Annotated in this window: 17 protein-coding genes and 1 rRNA gene; 2 read left to right on the top strand and 16 right to left on the bottom strand. The window is 41.3% G+C overall.

Going from position 1 to position 14,258, the window contains the following annotated elements; translation table 11 throughout:
* Window positions 1–91: 91 nt before the first annotated feature.
* Together MHI18_RS12115 and MHI18_RS12110 are read right to left on the bottom strand one after the other, a co-directional pair.
* Window positions 92–1,638, bottom strand: a 16S ribosomal RNA gene (locus tag MHI18_RS12115).
* A 317-nt stretch (window positions 1,639–1,955) separates the two neighbouring features.
* Window positions 1,956–2,171, bottom strand: coding sequence for a hypothetical protein (locus MHI18_RS12110; protein ID WP_445670033.1), 216 nt, complete (start codon window positions 2,169–2,171; stop codon window positions 1,956–1,958).
* A gap of 147 nt (window positions 2,172–2,318) precedes the next feature.
* Here MHI18_RS12110 and pdaB point away from each other — a divergent pair, with 147 nt between their 5' ends.
* Complete coding sequence (pdaB, locus tag MHI18_RS12105) at window positions 2,319–3,071, top strand: polysaccharide deacetylase family sporulation protein PdaB (protein WP_340847752.1); 753 nt, start codon at window positions 2,319–2,321, stop codon at window positions 3,069–3,071.
* A gap of 77 nt (window positions 3,072–3,148) precedes the next feature.
* Here the strand turns inward: pdaB and MHI18_RS12100 are convergent, their stop codons facing one another.
* The gene (locus MHI18_RS12100; RefSeq protein ID WP_340847750.1) at window positions 3,149–3,832 is read right to left on the bottom strand and encodes a KinB-signaling pathway activation protein; all 684 of its coding nucleotides are present in this window, start codon (window positions 3,830–3,832) and stop codon (window positions 3,149–3,151) included.
* A gap of 138 nt (window positions 3,833–3,970) precedes the next feature.
* On the opposite strand from MHI18_RS12100, the gene gerD reads away from it, so the two are divergent.
* Window positions 3,971–4,579 carry a spore germination lipoprotein GerD gene (gene gerD, locus MHI18_RS12095; RefSeq protein ID WP_340847749.1) on the top strand — a complete coding sequence of 203 codons (609 nt, stop codon included), beginning with the start codon at window positions 3,971–3,973 and terminating at the stop codon, window positions 4,577–4,579.
* A 32-nt stretch (window positions 4,580–4,611) separates the two neighbouring features.
* Here the strand turns inward: gerD and MHI18_RS12090 are convergent, their stop codons facing one another.
* From MHI18_RS12090 to rpsM, 13 genes are all read right to left on the bottom strand, one after another.
* Window positions 4,612–5,670 (bottom strand): Mrp/NBP35 family ATP-binding protein, encoded by a 1,059-nt coding sequence (locus MHI18_RS12090; RefSeq protein ID WP_340847747.1) that lies wholly within the window; start codon window positions 5,668–5,670, stop codon window positions 4,612–4,614.
* 142 nt (window positions 5,671–5,812) lie between these two features.
* Window positions 5,813–6,544, bottom strand: coding sequence for an N-acetylmuramoyl-L-alanine amidase CwlD (cwlD, locus tag MHI18_RS12085; protein WP_340847746.1), 732 nt, complete (start codon window positions 6,542–6,544; stop codon window positions 5,813–5,815).
* An 86-nt stretch (window positions 6,545–6,630) separates the two neighbouring features.
* Window positions 6,631–7,074 carry a DUF2521 family protein gene (locus MHI18_RS12080; RefSeq protein WP_340847744.1) on the bottom strand — a complete coding sequence of 148 codons (444 nt, stop codon included), beginning with the start codon at window positions 7,072–7,074 and terminating at the stop codon, window positions 6,631–6,633.
* A gap of 185 nt (window positions 7,075–7,259) precedes the next feature.
* The gene (gene rpsI / locus MHI18_RS12075) at window positions 7,260–7,652 is read right to left on the bottom strand and encodes a 30S ribosomal protein S9 (protein WP_040372584.1); all 393 of its coding nucleotides are present in this window, start codon (window positions 7,650–7,652) and stop codon (window positions 7,260–7,262) included.
* 22 nt (window positions 7,653–7,674) lie between these two features.
* On the bottom strand, window positions 7,675–8,112 hold the full coding sequence (gene rplM / locus MHI18_RS12070; RefSeq protein ID WP_040372583.1) for a 50S ribosomal protein L13: 438 nt from the start codon (window positions 8,110–8,112) through the stop codon (window positions 7,675–7,677).
* Between the two features lie 165 nt (window positions 8,113–8,277).
* The gene (gene truA, locus MHI18_RS12065; RefSeq protein WP_340847740.1) at window positions 8,278–9,024 is read right to left on the bottom strand and encodes a tRNA pseudouridine(38-40) synthase TruA; all 747 of its coding nucleotides are present in this window, start codon (window positions 9,022–9,024) and stop codon (window positions 8,278–8,280) included.
* A 13-nt stretch (window positions 9,025–9,037) separates the two neighbouring features.
* Window positions 9,038–9,835 (bottom strand): energy-coupling factor transporter transmembrane component T family protein, encoded by a 798-nt coding sequence (locus tag MHI18_RS12060; RefSeq protein WP_340847738.1) that lies wholly within the window; start codon window positions 9,833–9,835, stop codon window positions 9,038–9,040.
* Window positions 9,832–10,704: an energy-coupling factor ABC transporter ATP-binding protein gene (locus MHI18_RS12055; protein WP_340847736.1), complete on the bottom strand. Its 873-nt coding sequence runs from the start codon at window positions 10,702–10,704 to the stop codon at window positions 9,832–9,834. Before MHI18_RS12055 ends, MHI18_RS12060 begins: the two co-directional genes overlap by 4 nt.
* Window positions 10,680–11,519 (bottom strand): energy-coupling factor ABC transporter ATP-binding protein, encoded by an 840-nt coding sequence (locus MHI18_RS12050; RefSeq protein WP_340847735.1) that lies wholly within the window; start codon window positions 11,517–11,519, stop codon window positions 10,680–10,682. The genes MHI18_RS12055 and MHI18_RS12050 overlap by 25 nt, the downstream gene beginning before the upstream one ends.
* A gap of 361 nt (window positions 11,520–11,880) precedes the next feature.
* Entirely contained in the window at window positions 11,881–12,243 is a 363-nt protein-coding gene (gene rplQ / locus MHI18_RS12045) for a 50S ribosomal protein L17 (RefSeq protein ID WP_040372577.1), read from the bottom strand.
* A 90-nt stretch (window positions 12,244–12,333) separates the two neighbouring features.
* A complete protein-coding gene (locus MHI18_RS12040) occupies window positions 12,334–13,278 on the bottom strand; it encodes a DNA-directed RNA polymerase subunit alpha (RefSeq protein WP_340847734.1) in 945 nt (314 codons plus the stop codon).
* A gap of 182 nt (window positions 13,279–13,460) precedes the next feature.
* Window positions 13,461–13,850 carry a 30S ribosomal protein S11 gene (gene rpsK, locus MHI18_RS12035; RefSeq protein ID WP_340847732.1) on the bottom strand — a complete coding sequence of 130 codons (390 nt, stop codon included), beginning with the start codon at window positions 13,848–13,850 and terminating at the stop codon, window positions 13,461–13,463.
* A gap of 22 nt (window positions 13,851–13,872) precedes the next feature.
* The gene (gene rpsM / locus MHI18_RS12030) at window positions 13,873–14,238 is read right to left on the bottom strand and encodes a 30S ribosomal protein S13 (protein ID WP_040372574.1); all 366 of its coding nucleotides are present in this window, start codon (window positions 14,236–14,238) and stop codon (window positions 13,873–13,875) included.
* Window positions 14,239–14,258: the final 20 nt, after the last annotated feature.

Genomic DNA, 14,258 nt, shown 5'->3' with positions numbered 1-14,258 from the left:
CTATCTATTATCTAGTTTTCAAAGAACAAGGTTGAATGAATTACTCATTCAAAACTGAACAAAACAAAAGCGTCACGTTAATTTTCCTTAGAAAGGAGGTGATCCAGCCGCACCTTCCGATACGGCTACCTTGTTACGACTTCACCCCAATCATCTGTCCCACCTTAGGCGGCTGGCTCCTTGCGGTTACCTCACCGACTTCGGGTGTTACAAACTCTCGTGGTGTGACGGGCGGTGTGTACAAGGCCCGGGAACGTATTCACCGCGGCATGCTGATCCGCGATTACTAGCGATTCCGGCTTCATGCAGGCGAGTTGCAGCCTGCAATCCGAACTGAGAATGGCTTTATGAGATTCGCTTACCCTCGCGAGTTTGCAGCTCTTTGTACCATCCATTGTAGCACGTGTGTAGCCCAGGTCATAAGGGGCATGATGATTTGACGTCATCCCCACCTTCCTCCGGTTTATCACCGGCAGTCACCTTAGAGTGCCCAACTGAATGCTGGCAACTAAGATCAAGGGTTGCGCTCGTTGCGGGACTTAACCCAACATCTCACGACACGAGCTGACGACAACCATGCACCACCTGTCACTCTGTCCCCCGAAGGGGAACGTCCTATCTCTAGGAGTGTCAGAGGATGTCAAGACCTGGTAAGGTTCTTCGCGTTGCTTCGAATTAAACCACATGCTCCACCGCTTGTGCGGGCCCCCGTCAATTCCTTTGAGTTTCAGCCTTGCGGCCGTACTCCCCAGGCGGAGTGCTTAATGCGTTAGCTGCAGCACTAAAGGGCGGAAACCCTCTAACACTTAGCACTCATCGTTTACGGCGTGGACTACCAGGGTATCTAATCCTGTTTGCTCCCCACGCTTTCGCGCCTCAGTGTCAGTTATAGACCAGAAAGTCGCCTTCGCCACTGGTGTTCCTCCACATCTCTACGCATTTCACCGCTACACGTGGAATTCCACTTTCCTCTTCTACACTCAAGTTCCCCAGTTTCCAATGACCCTCCCCGGTTGAGCCGGGGGCTTTCACATCAGACTTAAGGAACCACCTGCGCGCGCTTTACGCCCAATAATTCCGGATAACGCTTGCCACCTACGTATTACCGCGGCTGCTGGCACGTAGTTAGCCGTGGCTTTCTGGTTAGGTACCGTCAAGGTACCAGCAGTTACTCTGGTACTTGTTCTTCCCTAACAACAGAACTTTACGACCCGAAAGCCTTCATCGTTCACGCGGCGTTGCTCCGTCAGACTTTCGTCCATTGCGGAAGATTCCCTACTGCTGCCTCCCGTAGGAGTCTGGGCCGTGTCTCAGTCCCAGTGTGGCCGATCACCCTCTCAGGTCGGCTACGCATCGTTGCCTTGGTGAGCCATTACCTCACCAACTAGCTAATGCGCCGCGGGCCCATCTATAAGTGACAGCGAGACGCCGTCTTTCCATCTTCTCTCATGCGAGAAAAGAACATATCCGGTATTAGCTCCGGTTTCCCGAAGTTATCCCAGTCTTATAGGCAGGTTGCCCACGTGTTACTCACCCGTCCGCCGCTAACTGTTGAGTAAACTCAACAATTCGCTCGACTTGCATGTATTAGGCACGCCGCCAGCGTTCATCCTGAGCCAGGATCAAACTCTCCGTAGAATGTTTGACTTGCTCGGTTGTTTTTATAGTGTGTACTCACTTCTTTAAAACGTTGACGCTTTGTTTTGTTCAGTTTTCAAAGAGCAATTTCGTTGTCGTTTCTTCCGAAGCGACTTGATTATCATAACATAATAGCTTTTACTGCGTCAATAACTTTTTTAAAAAAAGTTTTTCATAACCCGTTGAATACTCGGTCAGCTCTTGTAGCAGCTTTATTAATATATCAGCGTTAAAAACAATAGTCAAGATTCTTTTTGCTTTTTTTATAAAAAAATAAGTCCGGTACTAAAACCTTATCCAAAAGACATTAATAACGCTTAATCTTTGGACTTCAAGTGACCAGGAATATATCTCATACACTCATTTGCTGGTGCTACACGCTTAAATAACGCAAACAAAATCTTATACCGCTCCTCCATAGCATTCTTTACGATACGTTCTATTCTTTCATCCTGAAAATCAAATAAAATCTCATCCATTTCTCTTTTTAACAGATATTCTATTTCAAGCCGCTCTTGTTGATCAATGATCATACCGAACACTGTCCCCACCTCCACACGTATGTATGTATGTTGTACCAGTTATCCTGATTTTATAAATGCTTTCTGATGTAACTAGGTTATATATCTCAAAAAACAGCATAGGATGAAAAAAAGAGAAGATGGACGAGGTGATGAAACATGAAGTTTTTTTGGGTTCTTCATTCAAGAGGGTTTAAGCAAGCCGCCCTAATATTATTAGCAGCTTTCTTTTCCGCCTGGTTTTTGTTTGTACAAAATCTATTTCATGCCCCTGTATTTTCTACTTCGGGCGGCCCTAAAGCCGTGTATAAAGGAGAAAAGAACATTGCTTTAACTTTTAATATCGGATGGGGCGACGAAAGAACAGTACCTATTTTAAAAACCCTCAAAAAGGAAAACGTTCGATCAGCTACTTTCTTTCTTTCTGGTTCTTGGGCGGAGAGACATCCAGAAATAGTTGAATCGATTATAAAAGAAGGCTATGAAATCGGAATGCTAGGATACGCTTATAAAGATTATTCCGAATTAAAGGATGAAGAAATTCAGCAAGATATAGGCAGAGCCCAAGAAGCATTTAAAAAACTAAATGTTAAAGATATAACCTTACTACGCGCCCCCACCGGTCATTTCGACCGCAGGCTTCTCAAAATAAGCGAGCGCTATGGCTATACCGTTGTACATTGGAGCATTGATTCTCAAGACTGGACCAATCCAGGGGTTGATAAGATTGTCCAAAACGTTCACCGAGCAGACAAAGGAGATATCGTCCTATTACACGCCTCTGACTCTGCCAAACAGACTAACAAAGCGTTACCAGAACTTATTCATGACCTACAAGCAAAAAAACTGACCCTTGTTACCGTTTCAGAAATGATTTCAAATTCAAGCACCAAAAGTGAAGAGGTCCAGTAAATCGTTTGAAAACCCAGACACATGTTACCCATAACAAAAAGAGGCTGACCCTTCTCAGGGACAGCCTCTTTACCATATTAAACTTCTTTCAACTTCTGCACTTTGTTTTTCCCTTTAGACTTACTAGCAGCTTTCTCCGCTCTTCTAGCTTCTAATTCTACCTGTGATTTACGAATAAGCTTGTCTAGGATTAGCAGCTGATAAATATTACAGACAATTAACGGAATAAACATGAAATACATCCAGCTGACATCATCCGCCCGTAGAACAGGTGTCCATTCCAGTGTTGTGATAACAGTCATAAAAAACAAGGCAGGAATAAAGGCCTGCTTATTAGTTTGTTTCGCCTTAAAGTAAGCCGTAATTAAACCAATGACCAATAACATAATCGCAACCACTATATACGGAAATAGGTCATCTCCCTTGGAGGCGAAATTGGTATACCTAAGATACACTAAATCAAAGAGAACAAAGATAATCAATACTATCTGAACTGAATTCCATAAAGATACACTTTTAAATATCCCTAATCCAAATCGATGAACCGTCAAATAGGCAAAAAAGCCCGCCTGACTTAGAACACTGAAAATCAGTCCTACCCCAATCATCCAAATGAACGATATAATTATTTCCCCTATTTCAAAAGAACTAAAAAGCGGCTGAAACTGATCCCAACGGAAAACAAACCCCGCCAGCCCCGCTGCTACTCCGCCAATTACTAACGTAGATATAAATAAGTTCACTATATTCCGGCTATTCATTATGCTCCCCCAGTCGATCATTATCCTAATCTAATTGTAACAATTCCCTCTTCAAATATCTACATTTTCTAAGATCCGGAATAAAACCCAGCAAGTAATCCATATTAAAAATATGAAAGAATGAAAGGGGCTCTGATTATGAGATACAGTGGTATCTTACCTATATTTTTCTTATGTCTCATATGTTCCGGCTGCAACCAGAATGAGACAAGCACCGAGAAGTTGGATTATGAAGAAACGAAAAAAATGGTTGTGGACATCCTTAAATCCGACGAAGGTAAAAAAGCCGTTCAAGATGTATTGTCAGATGAAAAAGTAAAAAGCGAATTTATCATGGATCAGGAAGCTATAGAAAAGACCATTAAAGAAACACTTATCTCTGATGACGGCAAGAAATTTTGGAAAAAGGCGTTTAAAGATCCTAAGTTTGCTAAAGCATATGCAAACAGCCTCAAGACCGAACACGAAACCCTTTTAAAGGATCTAACAAAGGATCCAACCTATCGAGGAATGATTATTGACATATTGAAGGAACCAGACTTACAGAAAGAGTTTAAAGACTTACTCAAAACCAAAGAAATGAGAGAGCTTTCTAAAGAAACCTTAATCGAAACGATGGATAGTCCGTTGGTAAAAGCCAAAATTGAAGATATTCTTCTTAAAGCGGCAAAAGAGTTATCGAAAGAGAACTCTTCTAAAGCCAAAGAAGCTTCAACCGAAACCGGTAATAAACAAGAAGAAAAATAAGAAGAGGCAGACGATTTGTCTGCCTCTTTCCTTTACTTAACTTTTGCTACTATTTTTTCTGCAATATCTGTAAAAATTCTGCCTAAGCGATGATCTTCCGCATACACAGACGGAGCAAAATCATCTTCGTTCCAATCCGGCTGCTGGAGTGGAAGCTGTCCAAGAACTTCTGTACGTAGTTCTTCAGCAAGCTTCGCACCGCCGCCTTTACCAAATACATATTCCTTCTGACCTGTCGTTTTGCTTTCGAAATACGACATATTCTCAATGACTCCAATTACCTCATGTTCAGTTTTAATTGCCATCGCACCTGCCCGTGCTGCTACGAATGCCGCTGTCGGATGCGGAGTAGTGACAATGACCTCTTTGCATGATGGAAGCATTGAATGTACGTCTAACGCCACATCACCCGTACCAGGAGGAAGATCAAGAACTAAGTAATCCAGTTCGCCCCATTCAACTTCATTGAAAAAGCTGTTAAGCATTTTACCAAGCATCGGACCTCTCCAAATAATTGGTGCATTATCCTCAACGAAAAAGCCCATTGAGATGACCTTAACCCCCATACGTTCCACAGGTATAATCTTTTTCCCGCGTACGACTGGACGTGTTGTAATCCCCATCATATCTGGAACACTAAAACCATAAATATCAGCATCCACAATCCCGACCTTTTTCCCTAAGCGAGCTAAGGAAATTGCTAGGTTAACAGAAATTGTTGATTTTCCAACTCCGCCTTTTCCGCTTGCAACTGCGATAAACTTCGTTTTACTAGTCGGCCCAAGTAAGCCAGCATCTTCTTCTACAGGAGGCGTGTTTGTACGGTGCTTAGCCAATTCTTCTTCAGGAAGTTCAGCAAAACGAATCCCCACTGATTCAGCGCCGCCTTCTTTCAGAATCTTAACAACCTGTTGCTGTAATTGAAGCTGCTCTGGTGTATTTGTTTTAGCAATGGCTAATTTTACACTCACATGCTTCTTTTCAGCTTTAACTTTCACTTCCATAATTCCATTTGTTTCTTCGAATCTTTTATTCAGAAAAGGGTCTTTAAGATCCTTTAGTATATTTAATGCAATTTCTTCAGTAAACACGTATTTCCCCACCTTTTTATTTTCATTTTACCCTTTTTAAGTATAACATATTAACATTTTATTGCTTCTAAGACGCACTTAAGCAAATCAAAAAAAAGGATTCTGTACTTAGTACAAAATCCCTATATATCATAACAGAATATTATCTGGACTGATCCTTGTCCTCTTCTTCAATAGGGTCTTCAGTGAAATACCTCAAGATTCCTTTATAGACAGAGGCCGCTATTTTCTCTTGATACGATTCTTGAATTAAATTCTGTCTTTCTGCAGCATTCGATATAAAGCCGATTTCTACTAATGCACCTGGTTTTGTTGCGTTCGTCATTAGATAAATATTTTGGATTATTCTTGGTTGTCGTGATGTGTTTTCTAAATTACGGATAATTTCTTCTTGTATAAATGTTGCGGCCTGTTTATTTTCAAGATATCGAGTTGTATAAAAGGTTTGTGCACCGCTTGAGCTTCTAGACGGAAAGGCATTTAAATGGATACTCAAAAATAAATCTGCTTCTGATTCATTAATTACCTTTACACGATTCTGCAAATCTTCTCTCTTGCGATTTCGAATCCCTTTGGTTCCATCTTTCGCTAAATCACTATCATCTTCCCTTGTTAATAGCACCAATGCCCCCTGCTCTTGTAGAAAGTCTTGAATTTTCTTAGTAACAGCAAGTGAAATTTCCTTTTCTTGTATCGATTCGAAATTTGCACCGCCATCCATTCCCCCATGGCCGGCATCAAGCACAATAATCTTTCCTGCCAGGGGCAAATTCCAAGCATTCCACGAATCATCTTCTATAAACTTCAATGTGATAATTAAAAAAAGCATAATAAGACCAATTGAAAACCCCGTGTACTTCAGTTTCCTTCGCATGATCTTTCCCCTTCCGCTTGTCCTCTATAATTATAACTATGGGAACTAATTATAAAATAGAACAAGCAGATACAACTCGCAGTCGCTTAATGAAGTCTTAGCTTATAGTACTTCGCACCCGCCTGAAATCCCTGAAGCCACCAAGTTTCTACATAAGCACTACAGTGATAAAACAAACTTTCACTATAGATATCCATTTTTCCAGCCTTGCCCCAATACAAGATAAAATTAAATAATGTATCAACAAGGTGCTTCTCTTCTTGCTTGCAGCGAAGTCTAGAATCCTCCATAGACTCACCATAGTAGCCGAATTTACCGTAATTTCCACCAAGCAAAAAAGCCTCGATTGCTACATCAAAACACCCTTCCTCAAGAACATCCGTTACATATAACCCTAAGGAATAATCATGATTAAAAAAATCGAGAATCCTTACCTTTAGTTTCTCTATTGATAAATCACGCAAGAGACGCCGCTCATAGTTAATTTGTTTCTCACGCTGTCTCTCCTGCAGGCCCATAATCACATTCATATTCAGCACCTCATCGTTCCGGACTTATACCGGGTTTACCAGTAGTGTCCACCAGGGGACAGAAGACATACACGTGACTCGCTGGTAATTTCTTATGGTTTACAGACCGAGCTTAGCATGGGGGCAACTAATAAAAAAAAGCTCCAGCCGCATAATGGGCTGGAGCTTTTGATTGTTCCAAAATATTAACGTTTTGAGAACTGAGGTGCACGACGTGCGCCTTTAAGACCGTATTTTTTACGCTCTTTCATACGTGGATCACGAGTTAACAGACCTGCTGATTTAAGAGCAGGACGGTATTCAGGATCTACTAACAACAAAGCACGTGCGATTCCGTGACGGATTGCGCCTGCTTGGCCAGTGTATCCACCGCCTTTTACGTTAACAAGGATATCGTAAGTGCCAGTAGTTTCAGTAGCAACTAGTGGTTGATTAACAACTTCACGTAGTGCTGCGAAAGGGATATATTCGTTGATATCGCGACCGTTAATGATAACGCGACCTTCGCCTGGGATTAAACGTACACGAGCTGTTGAGCTCTTACGGCGACCAGTACCATAATATTGAACTTGTGCCAAAATAGTTAACCTCCTTTAATAATTATCCGCGTAATTCGTATACTTCTGGTTGTTGAGCTTCGTGCTTGTGCTCAGCGCCTTCGTATACGTGCAATTTTTTGAAAATCTGACGACCAAGAGAATTCTTTGGAAGCATACCTTTGATAGCAAGCTCAAGCATTTTCTCAGCATAGTTTGTACGCATTTCAAGAGCAGTTCTAGTTTTAAGACCGCCTGGATGCATAGTGTGACGGTAATAAATTTTATCAGTCAATTTTTTACCAGTCAAATGAATTTTTCCTGCATTGATTAGAATCACGTGATCACCAGTATCTACGTGAGGTGTGAATGTTGGTTTGTGTTTACCACGTAAGATGGATGCTACTTCACTAGCTAGACGACCTAAAGTTTTACCTTCAGCATCTATTACATACCATTTACGATCAACTTCAGTGGCTTTCGCCATAAATGTTGTGCGCATAATTACCCTCCTAAAAATTGTTTCATTAGTTATATTTATTTTCAATCACAATAAGATTCCGGGGCTTATCGCGGGATTAAAATTCATACCATATTATATTACCTTCTACCAAGTCCATTGTCAAGAGAATGTTACACCAGGTTTAGTTGTCCTGAAAATATTTCTCTAAGACTTTTTATATTCAACTTCCCAAAGGTATAAACCCTGGCCTGGAACGGTTCTTCCTGCGGCGCTTCGATCCTTACTTTGAAGAATTTCCGGGATCATACTGGAAATTAATTTTCCATTTCCAATTTCCAATAATGTCCCCATGAGGATTCGAATCATATTATAAAGAAAGCCATTTCCTCTAAAGCGAAATACAAGTACGTCTCCTTCTTCATAGAGCTCAATTTCATGAATCGTGCGGACCTTATCTACCACCTCTGTTTTTGCAGAGCAGAAGCTGGTGAAGTCGTGAGTCCCAAGGAGATGAGGAATTGCCTGCTTAATGAGTTCCAGGTCCAAGTGAAATGGAAAGCTGTACATATAATTTTTTCGGAATGGATCTTTCTGAGCGGAACGTGATACAAAATAACGATATTCCTTAGCTGCTGCATCAAACCGAGCATGAAATGTATCCTCAACAACTTCAGCATTCACAATGGCAATATCATCAGGCAGGAGGGAATTGAGTCCTCGTTGCCAATTTTTCACCGGTACTGTATAAGGAGTATCAAAATGAATAACTTGGCCTTTGGCATGAACCCCAGCATCTGTCCTGCCAGAGGCCGTCACTTTGACACCCTGTCCTTTATGCATCCTTGCCAGTGCTGTTTCCAGCTCACTCTGAACGGTACGCTTATCTGGCTGAACTTGATACCCGGCAAACATGGTACCGTCATACGAGATTGTACATTTTATTCTGTGCATATCTTGTCCCTCATTATGAACGTAATAAGAATAGTAAGACAGCAAGCACTACGAGTGCCGCCATTAGAAGATTATCACGAGTATTCCAACTCAATTGACGGTATTTCGTTCTTCCTTCACCGCCCCGGTAACCTCTTGATTCCATAGCAGTTGCTAGTTCCTCAGCTCGTTTAAATGAGCTTACGAATAGCGGTACAAGCAGTGGAACAATTGATTTAACCCGGTCTTTTAAAGGGCCTGAAGTAAAATCCACCCCTCGGGCCGCCTGTGCTTTCATAATTTTGTCCGTTTCCTCCATCAATGTTGGAATAAAACGCAGGGAGATGGACATCATCAGGGCAAGCTCATGAATCGGCAACTTCCATTTTTTAAATGGATTCAACAGCTCCTCCATACCATCTGTAATAGAGATAGGAGTCGTCGTCAATGTCAGTAAGGACGTGACCAAAATCAAGAAAGTAAATCGTAACGATATAAACGCACCTTGTCTAAGACCACCTTCATAAATGTTTAAAAAACCAAATTCAAAGATGACCTCTCCTTCTTTTGTGAAAAGGATATGAAGCAAAAAGGTAAAGATAATTAAAAAGAACACCGGCTTCAATCCGTTATACAGGAAACGAGGAGGTATTTTTGACAAACTAATCAGTCCAAGAGTAAAAATAGCCACAAGACCATATGTCACAATATTATTTGCCAAGAATATCGTACAAACAAATAAAAATACGAGCATTAGCTTCGCTCGAGGGTCCATTTTATGAATGGGGGAATCTGCAGGAACATAGCGGCCAAAAATCATTTTGTCCATCATAAGCGGTTCCCTCGTTTCATCGCCTCTTTAATATCAGCTACCAGATCTTCTAGACTTAAGCTTGGGCGTGAAAATTGAATTCCCATTTCTCTTTGCAGCAGTAACTGAAAACGCACTGTATCTGGAACATCCAGGCCCAATTCTAATAATTGATCAGGTTTTGAGAAGATTTCCTCTGGCTTTCCTTTTTGATAAACAGTTCCCTTATGCATGATAATAATATCATCCGCATAACGGGCCGCATCCTCCATACTATGTGTAACAAGAATGGTAGAAATGCCTCTATCCTTATGAAGCTGATAAAACATGTCCATAATTTCCTTACGTCCGCGTGGATCTAAACCAGCTGTCGGCTCATCAAGAACAAGTACATCCGGTTCCATTGCTATTACACCTGCAATCGCCACACGCCGCATCTGGCCTCCTGATAAATCAAATGGGGATTTTTTAAGAATTTCCTGTTCAAGTCCCACTTGACTTAATGCGATGCGAGCAAGTTCCTTTGCTTTCACTTCGGGTACCCCAAAGTTCATTGGACCGAAACAAATATCCTTTTCAACTGTTTCTTCAAACAATTGATGCTCAGGAAACTGAAAAACAATACCGACCTTCTGCCGAATAGATTTTAAATTTTTTTCTTTTTTCTTTTGAGCTCCTATGGTTCGATCACCAATGATAACCCGTCCTTTAGTCGGTCTAAGCAATACATTTAAATGCTGTAAAAGTGTGGATTTACCAGAACCTGTATGGCCTATAACGGCCGTATATGTCCCAGGGTCAATCGTCATGTTCACATCATGCAATGCCAAGTGCTCAAAAGGGGTGTTCACTGAATAACGATATTCTACATCTTCGAGTGTAATTCGCATAAATCCTTCACCAGCTCTTCCTCTGTCAGATGGTCATTTTTAAGATCGAGACCGGTCTTCTGCAGCGCCTTACTCAGCTTTACTGAGAATGGTATATCAAGTCCGAGCTCAATCAGTTCATCTTCAAGACGAAAAATTTCCATTGGACTTCCTTCGCGATACACTTGGCCTTTATTCATGACAATGATCCGATCCGCCTTTGCTGCCTCTTCTAAATCATGAGTAATTGATACAACAGTCAGAACGTTTTCCTCTTTAAGTTCTCGAACCGTCTCAAGGACCTCTTCACGTCCTCTTGGGTCAAGCATAGAGGTAGCTTCATCCAGGATAATAATATCTGGCTGCAATGCCAATACACCGGCTATGGCAACCCGTTGCTTCTGGCCTCCGGAAAGATGGTGCGGCTCTTGATCAAGAAAAGCATCCATTTTAACTTTCATTAGGGCACGCTTAACACGTTCAGCCATGATATCTTGCTGTATTCCGTTATTTTCTAAACCAAAAGCCACATCATCCTCAACCGTTGTTCCAACAAATTGATTATCGGGATTTTGAAAAACCATCCCTATTTTTCGTCGAGCCTCCCAAACCGTAGCTTGAGTTAATTCAGAGCCATTAATGGTAATTACACCTGAACTAGCAAAATGAAGCCCATTTAATAGCTTGGCAAGTGTCGACTTACCTGACCCGTTATGCCCTACTATCGCGAGCCATTCACCTTCATATATATCAAAGGACACATCATTTATTGCATGACTGTCCGAACCTTCATAGTTAAAAATAACGTGATCTAGTGATACAAGCTTTTTTCCCATATGGTCCTCCCTAGAGTTGAACTTCTCACCATCTTATCTTAAGCGGTCCCAAAATAAAAAGATACCGTCTTATTTTTGGATATAAAAAAACGCTGCACCCCTTCCACCGAAAGAATTCGGTAAATTAAGAGCAGCATTTCTAATCTCCATTTCGATAAACGGATGTCTTTTATAAACGCTTATAATAAGCGGGAAGGGGTACTTGAGCTAGACGAGAAGGTTCCCTGATCGAACGGGTAACCAGCCATCGTAACACTCAATGCGTATTCTTGTATGCAAGATTTTCCTTTGAAAAAATATATTCAAAAAGGGCGTAGAACAAGTCATTGTTCAACTGTCCACGCCCTCTTGATCGGTGTTATTAAACTAATTCGATAACCACGATTGGTGCTGCGTCTCCGCGGCGTGGACCGACTTTCATAATACGAGTGTATCCGCCTTGACGTTCTTCATAACGAGGAGCGATGTCAGCGAATAATTTTTGGATAGCGTTTTGGCTCTTCTCAGCATCAGCAGCTGTTGGACGGATATATGAAGCAACTTGACGACGAGCGTGCAAGTCACCACGTTTACCAAGAGTGATCATTTTTTCAACAACAGAGCGTAATTCTTTAGCTTTAGCTTCTGTAGTTTCGATACGCTCATGGATAATAAGGTCCGTAGCTAAATCACGAAGTAAAGCTTTACGTTGTGCGCTAGTGCGTCCTAACTTTCTGTAACCCATTTTAGAGATTCCCTCCTTCTGTCGAAGTTATATATTCTAAGTCTTTTGACTCGCAATAGAAGAGCTAGTTCAGCATGTGCTGACTAGTCATCAGTCATCCTTACGGAGTCCTAAGCCTAATTCATCAAGTTTCGCTTTCACTTCTTCAAGTGATTTGCGTCCCAAATTACGTACTTTCATCATATCTTCTTCTGTTTTATGAGCAAGCTCTTGAACAGTATTGATTCCAGCACGTTTTAGGCAGTTATAAGAACGGACAGAAAGATCAAGCTCTTCAATAGTCATTTCCAAGACTTTTTCTTTTTGGTCTTCTTCTTTTTCTACCATGATTTCGGCATTTTGAGCTTCGTCAGTTAGACCAACAAAAATATTTAAATGCTCAGTTAAAATCTTAGCTCCAAGTGCTACAGCTTCTTGAGGGCCATTACTGCCATCAGTCCAAACGTCAAACGTTAGTTTGTCAAAGTTTGAAAGCTGGCCAACACGAGTATTTTCAACTTGATAAGAAACACGAGATACAGGAGTATATAGAGCATCAATTGGAATCACACCGATTGGTTGATCTTCACGTTTGTTTTGCTCTGCTGGAGTGTATCCGCGTCCGCGACGTGCCATTAAACGCATACGCAAATGACCGTTTTTCCCAAGAGTTGCAATGTGAAGATCCGGATTAAGGATTTCTACATCACTGTCATGAGTAATGTCGGCTGCAGTAACAATGCCATCTTCTTGTATATCGATTTCAAGCGTCTTTTCTTCATCGGAGTAAATCTTAAGAGCAAGCTTTTTCACATTCAGAATGATAGAAGTTACATCTTCTACGACACCTTCAATTGTTGAGAACTCATGCAGCACTCCATCAATTTGTATAGATGTGACAGCAGCACCTGGGAGTGAGGATAAAAGAATACGACGTAAGGAGTTTCCTAATGTAGTACCATATCCACGCTCTAGTGGCTCTACGACGAACTTGCCATACTTGGCGTCATCGCTGATTTCAACCGTTTCGATTTTTGGTTTTTCTATTTCGATCATTCAATAAACCCTCCTTCAAAACGTCGAAACCCCGGTCCGTGAAGGATCTCACTAAAACCGAAATTCCCCATGTCTACGTTCCCGCTTGTACGCAACAACTGAAATAATCATTCTGTAAGAACGCAAACGTACTAATATATCCCATTATAGACAAATATACAAAATCTATACAGAATTATTAATTAAACACGGCGACGTTTTGGCGGACGGCATCCGTTATGTGGAACTGGAGTTACGTCTTTAATTGCAGTTACTTCTAAACCAGCAGCTTGAAGAGCACGAATAGCAGCTTCACGTCCTGCACCAGGTCCTTTAACAGTAACTTCAAGTGTTTTCATACCATGTTCAATTGATGTCTTAGCAGCAGTTTCAGCAGCCATTTGAGCAGCGAAAGGTGTAGATTTACGTGAACCACGGAAACCTAAAGCACCAGCACTTGACCAAGCAATGGCATTACCATGAGCATCAGTAATTGTAACGATAGTATTATTGAAAGTAGAACGAATATGAGCGATACCAGTTTCTATATTCTTTTTCACACGACGTTTACGTGTATTAGTTTTACGAGCCATGAAAAGTAACCTCCTTTACTGATTATTTTTTCTTGTTAGCTACTGTACGACGAGGTCCTTTACGCGTACGAGCGTTGTTTTTAGTATTTTGTCCACGAACAGGAAGACCACGACGGTGACGAAGACCGCGATAGCTGCCGATTTCCATTAGACGTTTGATGTTAAGGGAAACTTCACGACGAAGATCGCCTTCTACTTTAAGTGAATCGATGATTTCACGAATTTTATTTAATTCATCTTCAGTTAAATCGCGAACGCGAGTTTCTTGGGAAACACCAGCTTGATCAAGAATCTTGATAGCAGTTTGTTTACCGATACCGAAAATGTATGTTAATGAAATAACAATACGTTTGTCACGGGGAATATCTACACCAGAAATACGTGCCATTGGTGAGTGCACCTCCTTCT

Origin of the sequence: Peribacillus sp. FSL H8-0477 (assembly GCF_038002765.1) — a bacterium.
Classification (GTDB): domain Bacteria; phylum Bacillota; class Bacilli; order Bacillales; family DSM-1321; genus Peribacillus.
Note: the sequence above shows the minus strand (reverse complement) of the source record. Positions and strands in the feature narration are given on the sequence as shown.

Coding starts and splice junctions, on each gene's coding strand:
- MHI18_RS12110 (WP_445670033.1), bottom strand. CDS start 2,171: ATGATCATTGATCAACAAGAGCGGCTTGAAATAGAATATCTGTTAAAA.
- pdaB (WP_340847752.1), top strand. CDS start 2,319: ATGAAGTTTTTTTGGGTTCTTCATTCAAGAGGGTTTAAGCAAGCCGCC.
- MHI18_RS12100 (WP_340847750.1), bottom strand. CDS start 3,832: ATGAATAGCCGGAATATAGTGAACTTATTTATATCTACGTTAGTAATT.
- gerD (WP_340847749.1), top strand. CDS start 3,971: ATGAGATACAGTGGTATCTTACCTATATTTTTCTTATGTCTCATATGT.
- cwlD (WP_340847746.1), bottom strand. CDS start 6,544: ATGCGAAGGAAACTGAAGTACACGGGGTTTTCAATTGGTCTTATTATG.
- MHI18_RS12080 (WP_340847744.1), bottom strand. CDS start 7,074: ATGAATGTGATTATGGGCCTGCAGGAGAGACAGCGTGAGAAACAAATT.
- rplM (WP_040372583.1), bottom strand. CDS start 8,112: ATGCGCACAACATTTATGGCGAAAGCCACTGAAGTTGATCGTAAATGG.
- truA (WP_340847740.1), bottom strand. CDS start 9,024: ATGCACAGAATAAAATGTACAATCTCGTATGACGGTACCATGTTTGCC.
- MHI18_RS12060 (WP_340847738.1), bottom strand. CDS start 9,835: ATGATGGACAAAATGATTTTTGGCCGCTATGTTCCTGCAGATTCCCCC.
- MHI18_RS12055 (WP_340847736.1), bottom strand. CDS start 10,704: ATGCGAATTACACTCGAAGATGTAGAATATCGTTATTCAGTGAACACC.
- MHI18_RS12050 (WP_340847735.1), bottom strand. CDS start 11,519: ATGGGAAAAAAGCTTGTATCACTAGATCACGTTATTTTTAACTATGAA.
- rplQ (WP_040372577.1), bottom strand. CDS start 12,243: ATGGGTTACAGAAAGTTAGGACGCACTAGCGCACAACGTAAAGCTTTA.
- MHI18_RS12040 (WP_340847734.1), bottom strand. CDS start 13,278: ATGATCGAAATAGAAAAACCAAAAATCGAAACGGTTGAAATCAGCGAT.
- rpsK (WP_340847732.1), bottom strand. CDS start 13,850: ATGGCTCGTAAAACTAATACACGTAAACGTCGTGTGAAAAAGAATATA.
- rpsM (WP_040372574.1), bottom strand. CDS start 14,238: ATGGCACGTATTTCTGGTGTAGATATTCCCCGTGACAAACGTATTGTT.